At 68.1% G+C, this 15105-nt stretch carries 12 protein-coding genes and 4 pseudogenes; 8 read left to right on the top strand and 8 right to left on the bottom strand.

The window, feature by feature from the left end; translation table 11 throughout:
* The first annotated feature begins 3 nt into the window (after nucleotides 1-3).
* Entirely contained in the window at nucleotides 4-927 is a 924-nt protein-coding gene (locus ABD830_RS52630; protein ID WP_345003172.1) for a recombinase family protein, read from the top strand.
* A 221-nt stretch (nucleotides 928-1148) separates the two neighbouring features.
* Nucleotides 1149-1544 (top strand): hypothetical protein, encoded by a 396-nt coding sequence (locus ABD830_RS52625; protein ID WP_345003171.1) that lies wholly within the window; start codon nucleotides 1149-1151, stop codon nucleotides 1542-1544.
* Here the strand turns inward: ABD830_RS52625 and ABD830_RS52620 are convergent.
* The gene (locus ABD830_RS52620) at nucleotides 1530-2129 is read right to left on the bottom strand and encodes an SMI1/KNR4 family protein (protein ID WP_345003170.1); all 600 of its coding nucleotides are present in this window, start codon (nucleotides 2127-2129) and stop codon (nucleotides 1530-1532) included. The two genes, ABD830_RS52625 and ABD830_RS52620, sit on opposite strands and share 15 nt — an antisense overlap.
* 412 nt (nucleotides 2130-2541) lie before the next feature.
* Between ABD830_RS52620 and ABD830_RS52615 the strand changes: the two genes are divergently transcribed.
* A complete protein-coding gene (locus tag ABD830_RS52615; RefSeq protein ID WP_345003169.1) occupies nucleotides 2542-3084 on the top strand; it encodes an MFS transporter in 543 nt (180 codons plus the stop codon).
* Between the two features lie 371 nt (nucleotides 3085-3455).
* Complete coding sequence (locus ABD830_RS52610) at nucleotides 3456-3794, top strand: WYL domain-containing protein (protein ID WP_345003168.1); 339 nt, start codon at nucleotides 3456-3458, stop codon at nucleotides 3792-3794.
* Between the two features lie 163 nt (nucleotides 3795-3957).
* Here the strand turns inward: ABD830_RS52610 and ABD830_RS52605 are convergent.
* Together ABD830_RS52605 and ABD830_RS52600 are read right to left on the bottom strand one after the other, a co-directional pair.
* Nucleotides 3958-4167: pseudogene (locus tag ABD830_RS52605) on the bottom strand (M55 family metallopeptidase); the annotation flags it as partial.
* Nucleotides 4168-4319: 152 nt separating this feature from the next.
* Entirely contained in the window at nucleotides 4320-5351 is a 1032-nt protein-coding gene (locus tag ABD830_RS52600; protein WP_345003167.1) for an NAD(P)H-dependent flavin oxidoreductase, read from the bottom strand.
* A gap of 160 nt (nucleotides 5352-5511) precedes the next feature.
* On the opposite strand from ABD830_RS52600, the gene ABD830_RS52595 reads away from it, so the two are divergent.
* Entirely contained in the window at nucleotides 5512-5796 is a 285-nt protein-coding gene (locus ABD830_RS52595) for a winged helix-turn-helix transcriptional regulator (RefSeq protein ID WP_345003166.1), read from the top strand.
* A gap of 633 nt (nucleotides 5797-6429) precedes the next feature.
* On the opposite strand, the gene ABD830_RS52590 is transcribed toward ABD830_RS52595, so the two are convergent.
* From ABD830_RS52590 to ABD830_RS52575, 4 genes and pseudogenes are all read right to left on the bottom strand, one after another.
* On the bottom strand, nucleotides 6430-7296 hold the full coding sequence (locus ABD830_RS52590; protein WP_345003165.1) for an oxidoreductase: 867 nt from the start codon (nucleotides 7294-7296) through the stop codon (nucleotides 6430-6432).
* Nucleotides 7297-7551: 255 nt separating this feature from the next.
* Nucleotides 7552-7907: pseudogene (locus tag ABD830_RS52585) on the bottom strand (Tn3 family transposase).
* Nucleotides 7908-8427: 520 nt separating this feature from the next.
* Nucleotides 8428-9927 carry an MFS transporter gene (locus tag ABD830_RS52580; RefSeq protein ID WP_345003164.1) on the bottom strand — a complete coding sequence of 500 codons (1500 nt, stop codon included), beginning with the start codon at nucleotides 9925-9927 and terminating at the stop codon, nucleotides 8428-8430.
* On the bottom strand, nucleotides 9927-10415 hold the full coding sequence (locus ABD830_RS52575) for a DUF2231 domain-containing protein (protein WP_345003163.1): 489 nt from the start codon (nucleotides 10413-10415) through the stop codon (nucleotides 9927-9929). The genes ABD830_RS52580 and ABD830_RS52575 overlap by 1 nt, the downstream gene beginning before the upstream one ends.
* 104 nt (nucleotides 10416-10519) lie before the next feature.
* Here ABD830_RS52575 and ABD830_RS52570 point away from each other — a divergent pair, with 104 nt between their 5' ends.
* From ABD830_RS52570 to ABD830_RS52560, 3 genes and pseudogenes are all read left to right on the top strand, one after another.
* Nucleotides 10520-11413 (top strand): LysR family transcriptional regulator, encoded by an 894-nt coding sequence (locus tag ABD830_RS52570; RefSeq protein WP_345003162.1) that lies wholly within the window; start codon nucleotides 10520-10522, stop codon nucleotides 11411-11413.
* A gap of 243 nt (nucleotides 11414-11656) precedes the next feature.
* Nucleotides 11657-12032 (top strand): annotated as a pseudogene (locus ABD830_RS52565) (Tn3 family transposase).
* A gap of 139 nt (nucleotides 12033-12171) precedes the next feature.
* Nucleotides 12172-14136 carry a glycoside hydrolase family 71 protein gene (locus tag ABD830_RS52560; protein WP_345003160.1) on the top strand — a complete coding sequence of 655 codons (1965 nt, stop codon included), beginning with the start codon at nucleotides 12172-12174 and terminating at the stop codon, nucleotides 14134-14136.
* 657 nt (nucleotides 14137-14793) lie between these two features.
* Here the strand turns inward: ABD830_RS52560 and ABD830_RS52555 are convergent.
* A pseudogene (locus ABD830_RS52555) lies at nucleotides 14794-15015 on the bottom strand (transposase); the annotation flags it as partial.
* Nucleotides 15016-15105 lie beyond the last annotated feature (90 nt).

Here is a 15105-nt window from a genome sequence, read left to right as displayed (position 1 = left end):
GGCATGGCCGACGCCTCACGCCCCCGCGAACGTTCGGATCCCGCCGCCGAGTCCGCGGACAATAACACCCGCGACGCCGATGAGGTGGAACACCACCCGTGCCCGCGCTGCGGCGTTGAAGCCGGTTCGCCCTGCCGAGCACGGTCGGGGGCGGTCGCCGGCAGCTATCACACCGGCCGGTTCACCAAAGTGCCGCGGCTGACCAAGCACCTGCGGGTACTCACCCCCACCGACCGGGGACCCGGCCGGCCCTGGCGGCACGGTACCCCGCCGCCGGCCCCGGTCGACCCCGACGCCCGGACCGCCGACATTCGCATCGGCTACGCCCGCTGCTCCTCCCTCACCCAGGAGCTGCAGTCCCAGCTCGACGCGCTGGCCGCGCACGGCATCGGCCGCGACAAGATCTTCGCCGAGAAGGTCTCCACCCGGATCAAGGTCCGGCCCGAGTTCGAGAAGGCTCTCGCGACCGCCCGGCAGATCAAGGCACACGCCCCGCACTGCCGCGTCATCTTGACGGTCTACGAGATGAAGCGGCTGGGGCGCGATGCCGCAGAGCTCACCGCCCTGGCCGACCATCTGACCGCGCACGGTCTGGTCCTGGAGATGCTCGCCGGGCCGCTCTCCGGCATCTACGACCCGGCTGGGCCTGGCCGGATGCTATTCGCGTTCTTCGCCGCCATGTCCGAAACCGAACGCGAAGCCATCCGCGAGGCAACGCTGGAAGGACTGGACGCCGCAGCCCGCAAGGGCCACCACGGAGGCCGCCCCACCGTCATCACCGACGACATGATCCACACCGTCCTACGGCGCCGCGCAGCCGGCGAACCCATTGACAAGATCCGCAAGGACCTGATCATCCCCACCGGCAAGCGCAAGGGCCATAACCCCTCCCTCGCCAGCATCTACCGCGCCCTCGCAGAACACTAGAAGGCCCAGCGCCATCTCGACGCCGTCGAACAGGCCCGCGACGAGTACGCCGCCCTGCACCAGGAGCTCTGATCTCGCTCAACTCGCGGGATCAGGCTCTCAACGCCACAGTCAGGGCGCAGCTCCTCCTTCCTCCTCAGCACTGAGCACTACCCTCACCGCAGGTCAGAAGCGGGTTCGTTGGATTCTGCTCGTTAGCTACTGAGACCCCTAGTCGGTAGGTGAATCACCGCTCCCGCTCCTGGATGCGGCAACGGCTGCGTTCGCTGACGTGGCTCGAGTTGCTCAACATCACGCTGCAGGCGGTGATCTGCTTCGGCGTCGTCGGGTTTCCGGTGACAGCGGCGAACGGCGTGGGCTTCGCGCTGTTCGCGCTCGTCCTGCTGGAGGGAGCGGGTTACTGGTACGCCAAGCTCCGTCGGCTGGCCACGCGCCGCGGATCCCTCCCTAGAGCCGGAGCCTTCGCGGTCGCCCGCAGGACCAACGTCGCCGTCCTGACCGTCGGATTGCTCTTCATCTGTCTGGACCGTGGTGACCGATCCGCGAGCAGGCAGCTGGCCAGGTCTGGCGTTCGGGTTCTTCGCTGCGCTGGAGCATGTGAACTAGTGGTCGGCTGATCGTGGCAAACCGGAGTCGGGGTCCAATCCCGCTTTCCAGCGCTTCTGTGCTTCGAGCCAGTGCACGTAGCGCGGCGAGGCGTCACGCAGGTCGATGCTGAGGGGGTAGGGGTCGTACTCGTCCAGGAGCAGCTTGCGGAGGAATTCGACCATGCCGCAGGGGAAGAGTGTGAAGTCCTCGCGGGTGTGTCGGCCGCAGACCAGGACGGGCCACTGGTCGGGGTCGGGGTCGGTGGTCAACCAGCACAGGATGTCGGGGCCCGAAGTGATGCCCCAGGCGAGGATGTGGTTCGGGTCGATGTCAAGGCCTTCTTGACCGCCCAGCATCTCCCATGTGTCACGGGCGTTCTCCGTCTCCTCCTCGAAGGTCCCGGGGTCCCACTGGATGTACTCCTTGGGCAACGGCATGAGGATGCCGACCTCGGCGAACGAGCCGGCGCCATAGATGGACATGAAGGCCATGTAGTCACGCGGGAATCGCGTGCCCCACCGCGCCTCTGCTGCCGACCAGTCGATTTCCTCGTCCGCGCCGAGATCTGAAGGAAGGATCTTGGTCAGCGCTGCGATACCTGTCGGGTCTTCCACGGCAATCCCTTCGACGACGTGGCCGGGGAGTCTACGAGGTCACACCGACACAACGCCGCAACGGGGTCAGACGCACCAGCGAGTGTGCCCAGCACTTTCGCAACAGGCGCTAAACTTGCCATTTAACCTCTGATCTGCATAAACGTCGCAGATCGTGACGATGCGAACGTTTCGCCGTTTAGCGGATTGTTGCTGTTTGGGTACGGCGTGTCGCCGTGACGTGAGACGGTCACCATCTCATCTTCGGGCTCGTGTAAGAGTTTCCGAGGCGAGGCGGTGACCGCGATGTCCACTCTGGCATGCGTGACGGCTACGCGAACCGATAGCTGCGAAATCCACCCTGACAGCGACGGCGTGGCCGCTCTGTCACGGTTCCGGCAGGCGTTCTACGGGTGCCTGAGCGCGCGCGGTGATGAGCTGTTCGAGCTGGCCGAGGCGGTGTTATGCACCGAAGGGCCGGTCAAGACACTGGTGGATCTGGCGCTGGCACCTGGCGTTCCTGCCGCACACCTTCGCCATCATCGTCGCATCCAAGGCCACGCCGCGGCTGGCCGGCCGGGTCGGCCTGCGTCCGCTGCTGGTCGCAGGCGCGCTGATCTCGGCTGCGGGTTTCGCCTGGCAGGCCACCAACACACCCGAAAGCGGCCTGCTCACCGGAATTGTCCTGCCGGGCTTGCTCATCACCGGCGGAATGGGCCTCACCTCCGCGCCGATCGCCCTGATCGCCACGGCCGGAGTCGGCCCCGGCGAGGCGGGGCTGGTCTCCGGCATCCTCAACTCCTCCCGCCAGGTCGGCGGCTCGCTCGGCCTGGCCGCGCTGACCACCCTGGCCGCGGCCCACACCGGCGCGCCGACCTCCGGGTATGCCCTGGCGTTCGGGGTCTGCGCCGGCGTCGTGGCCGCCGGGGCGGTGGCGGTGCTCGCTCTTCCGAAGACCTCGAAGGCATGTGACTGATGCGCGCTATCGTCGTCATGGGAAGTGAGGCCAGCGTCGCCGCGATCTTGCCAGTAGGCGAGGCGGTCAGTTACTGGGAGCTCTCTGAGGGTGAATTCTTTGATCCCTGGCGGACAGAATCGGTCCGCCCTCTCTGACAGAGCGGGTCATATGGACCGGGCAAGCGGTGACAAGCGGGGCACGACGGAGCGGGTGCTCACCCCGCTCGGGCTGTTGCAGCAGCGCCAGGTCCGGACCGGGGCACGACTTGCCGCCGCTGCTGCTCGACGACGAGGAGGCGATCGCCACCGGTATCGCGTCTTCGTCGGCGGGGTGGCGCGAGCGCCGGCGCCAGTGACGCCGCGCTGCGGGCGCTGGCCAAGCTCGACCGGGTGCTGCCCACCCGGCTGCGCCACGAAGTGCGCGCGCCGGTCGACGCCGCCGTGGTGTTGATGCCGCTGGTCAGAGCCTGCCGCGACGAGGTCGAAGCCGGCTCCGACTACTTGTCCGGTAGCGAGGTACGACGGAGGCGGGTCGAGCCCTACCACCTGGTCGCCTCCGGGCGGCGCCGGCATCTCCTCGCCTACGACCTTGATTGCGACGACTGGCGCAGCTGCCGCGTCGACCGGATGACCGCGGTGTCCGCACCGGACCTGGCGCTTCCGTCCACGCGCGGCGCCCGATGCGGGGGACTCCGCCCGAACAGCACCATCAGCTGGATGATCCCGTAAGCGGCCGCCATCTTCTCGCTTTGAACGCCAAAGTGCTGCCGTGCCTGAAGACTCCCGGGCCGCGTGCGGCGCGGTCCGCCGCACGCGGCTGATGCATGTCCACCTCGACATCCATCGCCTCAGGAACGGACGCCGGCGGAGCATTTGTGTGCGGCCGCAATGCCTAGGCCGCACCCTGCCGCAGGCGATTCCAGGCTTCTCCCGGATGCAACGTATCGGCGGCGTTCTGGCCCAGAGCCCACTTCACCAGCATGGTTACGGCCTGCGGCACGAGCTCGCTGAACTCCTTGCATGCGGTGTTGTCTCCGCTGGCCAGCACGACCGGCACTCCGTAGGAACCCGCTAAGGTCGGGTGGCTCGGAGAGGTCTCACCTGCGGGCCTCCCGACCTAACGGTGGACCTCAACAGGACACTGCGCTTGCCGAAAGCTCCATTCGTGCAATCGTCCAGGACGACCGTCAGGCTCCCGCCGCGCCGTCACGGAGGCAGGCGTTGACGATGCTGACAGGACACGACCAACGTCGTTCATCGCTGTTCCGCTCGATCCGCGACATGCCGCGTCGCGTGGCCCAGCTGCTCGAATGCGGCGGCGGCCTGCGCCGCGATGTCACGGACCACCTGCCCTGCCGGACGTACATCGTGGACCAACTGGACCGACTGTCCAGCGTAAAGAGCCATGTCGGCGACGTCACCGGTCATGCCGGGCAGCGGCATCAGATCCTCGTACCTGTGGTGGGTCCGGCCGGCGGCGTCGATGGCGACGGTGTCGCCTTCGCCCGGCCGCCGCGGCGCCGGAGGCGATCCGGCCTTCTCCCACCGTTGCAGGGTCTCGTTGCGCAGGGCGCGGTGCGGCGCGTCGGGCCATCCTCCGTCGAAACAATGGGTGTATGTGGCGTCCTCGGCTGCGGCGCTCAGGACATGCTGCCGGTACGCATCGTGGGTGAAGGCCTCGACGGTGGCCACGAAACGCGTACCGAGCCACACGCCCTGTGCGCCGAGGGCCAGCGCGGCGGCGACTCCGCGACCGTCGCCGATACCACCCGCGGCCATGACGGGAATCGGACCCACCGCGTCGACAACCGCCGGTACCAGGACCATCGTGGTGGTCGTGCCGCGCACATGGCCGCCGGCTTCCCAGCCCTGGGCGACGATGACGTCGACGCCGTGATCAGCGGCGGCGACGGCCTCCGCCACGCTGCCCACCGTGTGCATGTGCAGCGCTCCCGCCTCATGGATCTGTCGGCTGACCTGCGCGGGATCACCCCAGAAGGTGGAGATGATCGGCACGCCTTCGTCCAAGCAGACGGAGAGCGTGTCTGCCACCGGAAAGTCCAGCACCAGGTTGGCGGCGAACGGCCTCCCGGTCAGTCGGCGCACCAGGCCGATGTCGTGGCGTGCCTGCTCGGGTCCGCGCCACGTCAACGCCAGCATGCCGAGACCGCCGGCCTCGGCGACCGCTGCAACCAGTTGCGGTGCCGCAGCGGAGCCGATCGGCGCCTGAACGATCGGCAGCTCGACACCCAGCCGCTCGCACAGCGGCGTGTACAGCACAGTCATCCTCGACTCTCCCCGTTCTCCCATGTGCTTCGGAAACAGAATCACCGGCAGGGCGTTACTGTATCGGAAACCGAAGCGCTGAGAAGAGGTGGGAGGCGACATCATGGCAGCGCCGAAGCCCGGAAGACCGGTCCGCGGATCAAGCACCGGACGTCCCTTGATGGCTGCGCTCGACCTGTTCGGACGCCGATGGAATCTGCGCATCGTCTGGGAACTGCAACACGGTGCGCTCGGCTTCCGGGCACTTCAGCAACGCTGCGACAACATGTCGTCCAGTGTCCTGCGACAGCGACTGACCGAACTGCTCGACACCGGGATCGTCGAACAGCAGCCCGACACCGCCTACCGCCTCACCGAGCTGGGCCGCGGCGCCTACCGGGCGCTACGCCCGCTCGTCCGATGGTCCGGCGAATGGGCGGCCGCGTTGGCCGACGAGGACCGATGAAGACCACAAACGGGTGACGGCGAGTCGGGAGGCGCTGGGCCGCTCCCGGGGCGGCCTGTCTACGACGATTCATCTGGTCGCCGACCGGCGCTGCCGTCCGATCACCGGGCTCACCAGCCTTGGCCAGCACACCGACTGCCCGGGCTTCATCCCACTGATGAAGTCCATCCGGATTCTGCGCCGCGGCCTCAGGCGGCCCCGTACCCGCCCGGCCCGCGCCACGGCCGACAATGCCGACTCCTCCCGCGCCAATCGGTTCTACCTGCGCCAACGCGGCACCAAGCCGGTTATCCCGATCAATAAGGACCAGCAGGCCAACCGCGCCAGACTCGGCTCCAGGGCGGACGGCCACCAGCCTTCGACCGAGACCGCAACAAGGAGCGCAACACCGTCGAGCGCTGCGTCAACAATCTCCGCCAGCGTCGCGCCGTGGCCACCCGCTTCGACAAGCGCGAGCGCATTTACCAGGGCATTCTCGACATCGCCTCGATCCGCATCCGGCTCCGTGACCCAGTCGCGTGACCGCGCCATGCCAGGTAGCTGCCTCACAGGTGGCAGGCCGTTCTGGCGTCAGCCGTCACGAGGTTCCTGCGCCCGTCAGGCGGTGCCGGGAGTGTCCACCATGGCCCGTCCTTACCCGACGAGTTCGGCGATGTCTTCCGTGCTCAGCCTCAGCTCGCCGGCGGCGATGTTCTCTTCGAGGTGGTCCAGTGAGCCGGTGCCGGGGATGAGCAGAATATTCGGAGATCGGGTCAGCAACCAGGCCAAGGCCACTTGCGGCACGGTGGCGCGGTGGCGGGCGGCGACGGCGTTCAGGTGCTCCGCCGTGAGCGGCTGGAAGCCGCCGACCGGGAAGAAGGGGACGTAGGCGATGCCGGCCTCCGCACAGGCGTCGATGAGGGGGTCGTCATCGCGCCGGGACAGGTTGTAGAGGTTCTGGACGCAGGCGATCGGCGCGATCTTGCGGGCTTCGGTGAACTCAGCGGCGCTGACGTTGGAGATGCCAAGATGGCGGATCAGGCCCTCATCACGCAGCGCGAGCAAGGTCTCCAGGGGTGCGGCCAGCGGTGTCTGGCTGCGGTCCAGGTCGCCCATCCGCAGGTTCACCACGTCCAGGCGGTCCACGCCGAGCGTGCGCAGGTTCGCCTCGATGCCACGGCGCAGGTTGTCGGGGGTGAGGCCGGTCTTTTCATCTGCTGGGAGGGCGAGGTCGGAGCCCTCGACCAGTGCCCCCACTTTGGTCACGATCACCAGGTCGTCCGGGTAGGGATGCAGTGCCTCTCGGATCAACTCGTTGGCCGCTACCCCGTCGCGTGCGTAATAGTGCGAGGTGTCGAGGTGGTTCACGCCGAGATCCACGGCCCGGCGCAGGATGGCCAGGGCTGTTTCCCGGCTGGGCCGGTCGCCCTTCGGCCAGCCGGTCAGCTTCATTGCGCCGTACCCGATCCTCGCGACGCTCAGGTCGCCGCCCAAATCCCATCGTTCCATCGCCACGATCACCCACCTTAGATGTTTACGCCATTCGTGCCGGCACTCGTTCGCGTCGAAGATGACCCACCCCAGGTCAGCGGGGTCGTCGGCGGATCGACTCCACCGGCAAAGGCATGAAATGCCGCTTCGCACAACGAGATAGATGTCTCAATGCTCATCCTGTTTCTCGCCGACCACAGACTATTCGCCCGACCGCTGGCCACAGCGCGCGGGGATTGTCCAGTAAACGGGGTAACTCATTTTGCATGCGCGGCGTGTCGCAGATCAGGCGGCCAGGTCGACTTCGGTGAAGTCGACCTCCTTCAGGAAGGGATCGAACGGGTCGCGCTGGCGGCGGAGGTTGTCGGTGGCGTAGGCGCCGAAGCGGCTGATGTGGGCGCGCAGCCAGGGCGCGATCTGGCCGAGTTGATCGGCGGTGATCTGCCGGCCTTCGGCGACCAGGTTGCGCACGATATCGGAGATGTCCAGGGCGTTGTGGAAGACGACCAGGTTGGCCAGCAGGGTGTTGAACTTGATCAGTTTTCCTGCTCTTCGGGGGCGTTGTCGGTCAGCACGCCGCCGAACCCGATCCACTTGGAGAATCCGTTGTAGGACTCGACCTTGTCGGTCGCCGCGGTCACGCGCGCCCGCAGTGCCGAGTCGGCCAGGTACCGCAGGCGGGCGACGGGGGTGTGGCCGTGCCCGACATCGCCCGCAAGCTGGTCATTTCCACCGGCAAGAGCAAGAGCAAGCACCCGTTGGTGGCCAGCGTCTACCGGGTTCTGACCGATGGTGATGCGACGGGGTCACCTGAGTGCGCTGGCCGCCCGCATACATCCCCGGCGGCGGCCGCGCCGACCGAGCAGATGACGATGCCCTTGGCGAGGTCACGTACGTGAAAGCCGAGGGGGCGGCGAGTGGTGGGTCAGGGAGGTCAGCACGGTTGGGCGTACCTGCGGGGGTTAGGCGAGGGTTGCTTGCAGGTGGGCCGGCCGGGCGGCCAAGTCTGATGGCCGGATGCGGCGACGTCGTGGCGGATGCGGTTGACGCTGTGCCGTTACAGCGGGAGGAGTTCGTGGCCGAGCAGGTCGGCGGCCGGAGAGTCGACCACGACGTCCGCAGGTTCAGTTGCGTCCGCTCCACGCCCGAGGGTCGTTGGCATCAGGAAGACGACCGCGGCCGAGCCCTCTGGGGCATGGTGGCGAGCGCCACGATCATGGCGACCACGACCGCCCCGGCACCGGCGGCGAACGCCACATGAGTGGCCGAGGTGAAGACCGCGCGTGCGGCTTGGCCGCCGGCCATGATCAGTGTGGCCGGATCGGCCTCGGGGTGCGGCACGCGGTGCTCGAGCCCTGTACGGGTGAGGGTGGTGGTCAGCGAGCCCATGACGGCGACGCCGAGTACCGCGCCGAGCTGGCGGGACGCGCCGACCGCGGCGGAGGCGACTCCCGCCTGGTCAGGTGGCATGGTGTCGATCGCGACGCCGGTCAGGGGTGGGTTCAGCGATCCCCAGCCGGCTCCGATCAGCAGGTAGGCGATGACCAGGAAGGGGGGTGATGTCGAGGGCGTCGTCCCGGCGAGCAGGGCGAGCCCGCCCGCCAGGAACACGGTCGCGGTGACGACCACCGGCCGGGGGCCGTACCGCGCGGTCAGCCTGCCGGCGAGGGGACTCGCCGCGGCGAGCGCGACCGATGTGGGCAGCAGCATCGCCCCGGCGGCCAGCGGGGACAGGCCGCGCACCTGTTGCAGGTAGAGCGAGCTGAGGAACTGGGCGCCCATTATGGCCAGGTAGGTGAGGACCGCGATGCCGGCCGCCCCCGCGAAGGCCCGATCGCGGAAGTACCGCGGCTCGACCAGCGGACGGTCCGTGCGGAACTCGACGGCGACGAAGCACAGGGCGCCGAGTCCGGCGCCGGCGAGCAGCGAGAGGGTCGGCGTCGAGGCCCAGCCCACGCGTGGCGCCTCGATGAGCGCGTAGCTCAGCGCGGCCAGTGAGCAGCCGAGGAGTGCCTGCCCCGGGATGTCCAGGGAACGCCGTTCGGCCGCGCGGGACTCGGTGACGTACAACCTGGTCAGCGCCAGGGCGAGCGCCCCGACCGGTACGTTGATCCAGAAGATGGCCTGCCAGCCGAGCGCGGATGTCAGCGCGCCTCCGATGAGCGGCCCGACGCCCGCGGCGACGCCGCCCGCGGCCATCCACGTGCCGATCGCACGGGCACGGGCGGCGGGTGCGATGAACGTATTGGTGATGATCGACAGGGTGACCGGCATGAGCATGGACGCGCCGGCCGCCTGAACCATACGGAACGCGATCAAGACACCGAGAGCCGGCGCGAGACCGCATCCCAGAGACGCCAGGCTGAAGACGATAAGCCCGATCCGGTAGACGCGGCGCCGACCGTACCGGTCACCGATCCCGCCCCCGGACATGCCGAGACAGGCGAGCACCAGGACGTAGGCGTCCACCACCCACTGCAGGTCGCTGATCCCACCGCCGAGATCCTCGCCGATCGACGGCAGGGCCACGTTCACCGCAGTGGCGTCCAGTTGGGCCATGAACAGGCTGAAGCAGCATGTCAGCAACGTCAGGCGTGACTTGTCCAGCGGCCCGGGCGCCGGCTGTGATGCCGACGCCCGGCTCACAATGCCGTTGTTCATCAGCTGCGCGGTGCCGGCGCGATCGCATCGCCACGAACGCCGACGCCCGCCCGATAGACCAGGCGGCCCCCGAGCTCCCCGCCGACCGTGACGAGGGCGAGCGCGAGGACGCTCAGCCCGGTGACGACGGCGGGCGTCGCATGGGCATCGGCATAGACGTTCCGGCGCAAGGTGATCTCCAGTACGCAGACGACGGCCAGCGCGGTCATGAGCGCCGCGTGCACGTCGGCGCCCTGGCGTGGGCGAGAGGACGCCGCGGTCAATCGGCGCCGGTCGATCACGCCGGCGATGATCGCGAGAAACATCACCCCCATGCCGGTCATGAGGACATACGTGCCGGTGTGGAAGAGATCACGTGCCCACGGATGAGCCCCGCCATCGATCACCGAGATCACATCGAGCACGGTGGCGATGAGGATGGCCCCGATCGGCGCGTGCGTCAGGGGCGGGTGCAACGGACGTGGCGTCGCGGACAGCTTGGAAACCATTGGAGCACCTCACATGGTGTACGAGCAGGAGCGGTCCTCACTTTGCGGGATGGGCATCGAGAAGTCCAACATATGATCGATATCACGACCGATAAGGAATGCTTATGGAACTACGGCAGCTCCGCTATCTGGTGGCGACAGCGGAGGAAGCGAGTTTCACCCGCGCCGCCGCCCGCGTCCACGTCGCCCAACCGGCGATCAGTCAGCAGATCGCCCAGCTCGAGCGCGAGCTCGGTCAGCAGCTGCTCGACCGATCCGACCGGCGCATCCGGCTCACTCCGGCCGGTGCAGCCTTCCTCCCGTACGCGCAGGCCGCGCTGGACGCCGCCGCCGCCGGACGGGACGCGGTGGACTCGCTGCGCGGAGTCCTCGCCGGCAAGCTGGCGATCGGAGCCGTCCAGTCACCACCCGAACCCCTCATCGGGCTGCTGGGCGACTTTCAGCGGCGGCATCCGAGAGTGGACATCACCCTGCGTATCGGCCACCCCAAGGACCTGGCGGCCGACGTCGCGAGCGGGACCGTGGACGCCGCGTTCATCGGCATCACCGGACAGCAGCTACCCGCCGTGCTGGCGACCCGCGACCTCTACACCGAGCCGCTCGTCGTCGCCGTCGCCGACGACCACCCCATCGCCCGGCACGCGGACACGACGCTGAACGCTCTCAGGGACGAGCCGATCGTCACGCTCACCCACGGCAGCGGGCTACGGAACCTGCTCGACACCGCATGTGTCAGGGCCGGATTCACTCCGCACATCCGCGCCGAGACCGACGACGTCACCCTCCTGGCCGACCTCGTCCACCATGGACTCGGCATCGCACTGCTACCTAGTTCGGTCGCCGAACGTTCCACGCGACAACTGACGACGGTCGCACTCCGCTCACCGGCCCTGCAGCGACGGATCGTCCTCGCCTGGCACCGGCACCGCAGCACCGAACCCGGGCGTACCTTCCTCGAATTCGCCGAGACATCGAGCCGGTTGGAAACCATCACGTAATTGAAGCGATCCCTCCAATAGGCTTGTGCGGTCGGCCCGGGGCGCGGTGTCGGTGTTGCCACCGGTCCGTTTCCCCGAGCCGCCGTCCCGAATCCGGCGTGCCCGTCTCCGAGCACCGGGCTCACCACGTGTCTTGCCCAGCGGTCAGCTTGTGGCTGCCGGTTCGATGCTCCACGGAGTGGGGATGGCCGCTCCGCGGTATCGGTAGCGGACGATCGTGACGCTGGATGCGCGCAGAAGACCATCTTTGTCGCCCGTTACCTGCGCCTGCGCGGGCTCCAGCGGGAGATTCAGGAAGGGCTTAACGTGGTGGAGTCCTCCACTGATCTTCTACGGCAAGGGCGGCGACATCGCCACCAACCGGCGCGAGGAGCTGGAGATGAGCGTGTTGTGCCTGCGCATCCTGCAGACCGCGCTCATATACATCAACACCCTGATGCTGCAGGACATCCTCGCCGATCCGGAATGGGCCAAGCTGCTCAAACCCGCCGACCGGCGCGGACTGACCCCGCTCTTCTGGCAGCACGTCCAGCCCCACGGCGAGGTACGGCTGGATGTGGCCAAGCGACTTACGCTCGGCGGCGCTGCGCAAGCTCCGGAGGCGGGCAACCCGGCTTAGCTGGACCGCGCGGTGCAGCGGCTGACCTCGCGGGTGCGGGTCGAACTGGCTGACCGCGGTCGCGTTTGACCTTGATCCATAGTTAATCATGCAGGACGGCTCCGCTGAGGCGGGCCGTACTATGAACCAAGGGAGTTTCATGGCCAACCGATATCGGACTTTATGGGCGGTCGTGGCGAGCGTCGCCACGCTGGCGGCCGCCGCGGTCGCACCGGCGCAGGCGTCCGCCGTCGCCCCTGTCAGCCTGACGTTCGCCGCGGCGGAGGACGTGTTCGTCAGCCAGGCCGAGCCGGCCAAGAGCTTCGCGACCGCGACCTGGGTAAGCGTCTGCGGCACCGGGTGCGGCAGTGCCACCGCGGGGCAGCGCGTCGGCCTGACCCGTTTCAAGGTCACCGGCATCCCGCGGGACGCCGAGGACGTGAAGGTCACGCTGGACGTGGTCTCGGCCAGAACGACGGACACCACCGTCTCCGTCCGCCCGGTGACGGGCGCCTGGACGGAGGCCGCCACCACCTGGAACACCCGTCCGGCGCTGAGCGCGCCGGTCATCGGCTCGCACACCGGCTTCACTGCGGGCGCGGCGGCCAGGTTGGACGTCTCGTCGGCCGTCAAAGCTGATGGCACGTACGCGTTCGCTCTCACCGGGACCGATGCCACCACGACCGTCTTGATGTCCTCGCGCGAGAGCGGGAACCGGGGACCGAAACTCACGGTCACCTACACCGAAGGCACCGAAGGCACCGAAGGTGAGCAGACCGACGGGCCGCTCCCCTTCACCCTGGCGGGTACGGCGGCGCTGCGGTCCTCGGCCAAGAAGGTGTTCGCGCACTACTTCACCCCCTTTCCGATCTCCCTCGACAATCAGGCTCCGGGCGGCGACTACTACGCCAGGAACTACCTCAAGCCGGACGGCGAGAGCGGCAAGCACGCCGCCTACGGCGGGTTGCTCCGTGATCGGCCGCTGGGACGTGACCCGATCGCGGGCGACTACGCGCTGGCCGATCTCAAGACCGAGGTGAGGCAGGCCGTCGCCGCGGGCCTGGACGGCTTCACCGTCGACATCCTCTCCGTGACCAGCGCGCAGTGGACGCGGGTGCAGAACCTCATCAAGGCGGCCGAGGCCGTGGACGCCGGCTTCAAGATCGTGCTCATGCCAGACATGAACGGTCTGGCCTCGACCGACAGCGCCGCCTTCGCCACCGCCATGGCCAAGCTCGCCGCGTCGAAGTCGGTCTACCGGCTCGCCGACAACCGCCTCGTCGTCGCGCCCTTCAAGGCCGAGGCCCGCACCGCCGCCTGGTGGTCGGACTGGATGAAGACCATGCAGACGCAGCACGGCATCAAGGTCGCCCTGGTGCCCACGTTCGTCGACTTCAACAGGTACCGCGACGCCTTCGCCTCCATCAGCTACGGCTTCTCGAACTGGGGCAACCGCAACCCCGCGGCCAACGCCGGCCTGACGGCGAACATCGACCGCGCCCATGGCCTGGGCAAGATCTGGATCCAGCCGGTGTCCGTTCAGGACGAGCGTCCCAACCAGGGCGTGTTCGACGAGGCGGGCAACACCGAGAACCTGCGGGCCACCTGGAAGGGGGCGATCGACGGCAAGGCGGACTGGGTGCAGCTCACCACCTGGAACGACTACTCGGAGAACACCCAGTTCGCCCCCTCCAGGAACGCGGGCTGGACCTATCTGGACATCAACGCCTACTACCTGACCTGCTACAAGCTCGGCTGCCCGAAGATCACCAACGACACGGCGTACCTGACCCACAGGATCCAGCCGGTCGCGGCCGCGCCGTCGTACGCGCAGACCAAGCTCATGAAGCTGCGCGCCGGCAGTACCGCGGCCCGCGACACCGTCGAGGTGCTCACCATGCTGACCGCGGCAGGCAAGGTGTCCGTCACGATCGGCGGCACGACACAGACCTACGACGCGCCCGCGGGGGTGTCCGCCAAGACGTTCCCGCTGAAGGCGGGCGCCGCATCCGCCACGGTCACCAGGAGTTCGGCCGTGGTGGCAAAGGTGGCCTCGCCCCACGCGATCACCGCGACTCCGCAGGTGCAGGACCTGCACTACCGCGCGGCCTCCAGCGAACGCTGACGCTGCGCGCCTGATCCCCGGGCCGGGTGCTCCGGGGATCCGGCGGGCAGGTCGACTGGGATACCCCAGCCGAGCGTCTCGCTAAGCTCCTGACCGAAGCCAGCTGACAAGCCGTGTTGCGACGACCCCTGGAATCCGCCCTAGAACCCGAGCATCGTCAGGGGGGGTCAGAATTCGAATTCGGCCGTCGTCGACAGTTCGATCTCCACGAGAATGCCCGGGCTGACCAGGCGCTTGAGCTTGGCGCGGGTGTTCTCGATGTTCTTACGCGCCAGAGGCAAATCCAGGGGCCAAGCAGAGGTCACGCGCTAGTGAGGGCTGGCCGGTGTGGGCCATGAGGGTGAGAATCTGCTGGTAGGCGGGATGGTCGGGCGCTGCGGGCGCCGGCGGTGGCGGGGATGCCGGACCGGGCTCGCCAGCGATGACCAAGGGCTTGCGGGTGATCCGCAGATGATCGAGGTCCTGGTCGAGGTCCCGCAGGCGGGCGGTCAACTCCTCGATCTGAGCTTGGAGCTGTTCGATGTGGCCGGTCAGCGCCTTCTCTCGCGTCCACGAGCGCGTGGCGTCGATCCGGTCCAGCAGCCACGCGCCGGGGTCCGGAGTGCTCACGTGTTGCGCAAGGCGGGGGCGGAAGGGCCGGTCAGCCGGCGGGTCATGCAGGTAGCTGGTCGCGATCACGCTGATCAGCGCCTGCTCGGCCCGCCTCCGGCGTTCCAGCAGCCAGTCGGGGAAGTACGAGCCTTCGCGCAGCTTGGGAATGGCTAGCTCGATTGATCCTGCGCGGGCGTCCCACTCGCGGGTGCGGTAGCCGTTGCGCCGGTTGGTCCGCTCACTGCTGCGTTGGCCGTAGCCGGCCCCGCACAGGCTGTCGGCCTCGGCCGACGGGCCCTGCCCCACACAAACCACAGCAATCTCGTCCACTGGCCCCGACATCAATTCTGACGAAGTCAATTAGTGGCGGCATGACGC

The sequence above is a fragment of the Nonomuraea helvata genome, from assembly GCF_039535785.1.
Taxonomy (GTDB): domain Bacteria; phylum Actinomycetota; class Actinomycetes; order Streptosporangiales; family Streptosporangiaceae; genus Nonomuraea; species Nonomuraea helvata.
Note: the sequence above shows the minus strand (reverse complement) of the source record. Positions and strands in the feature narration are given on the sequence as shown.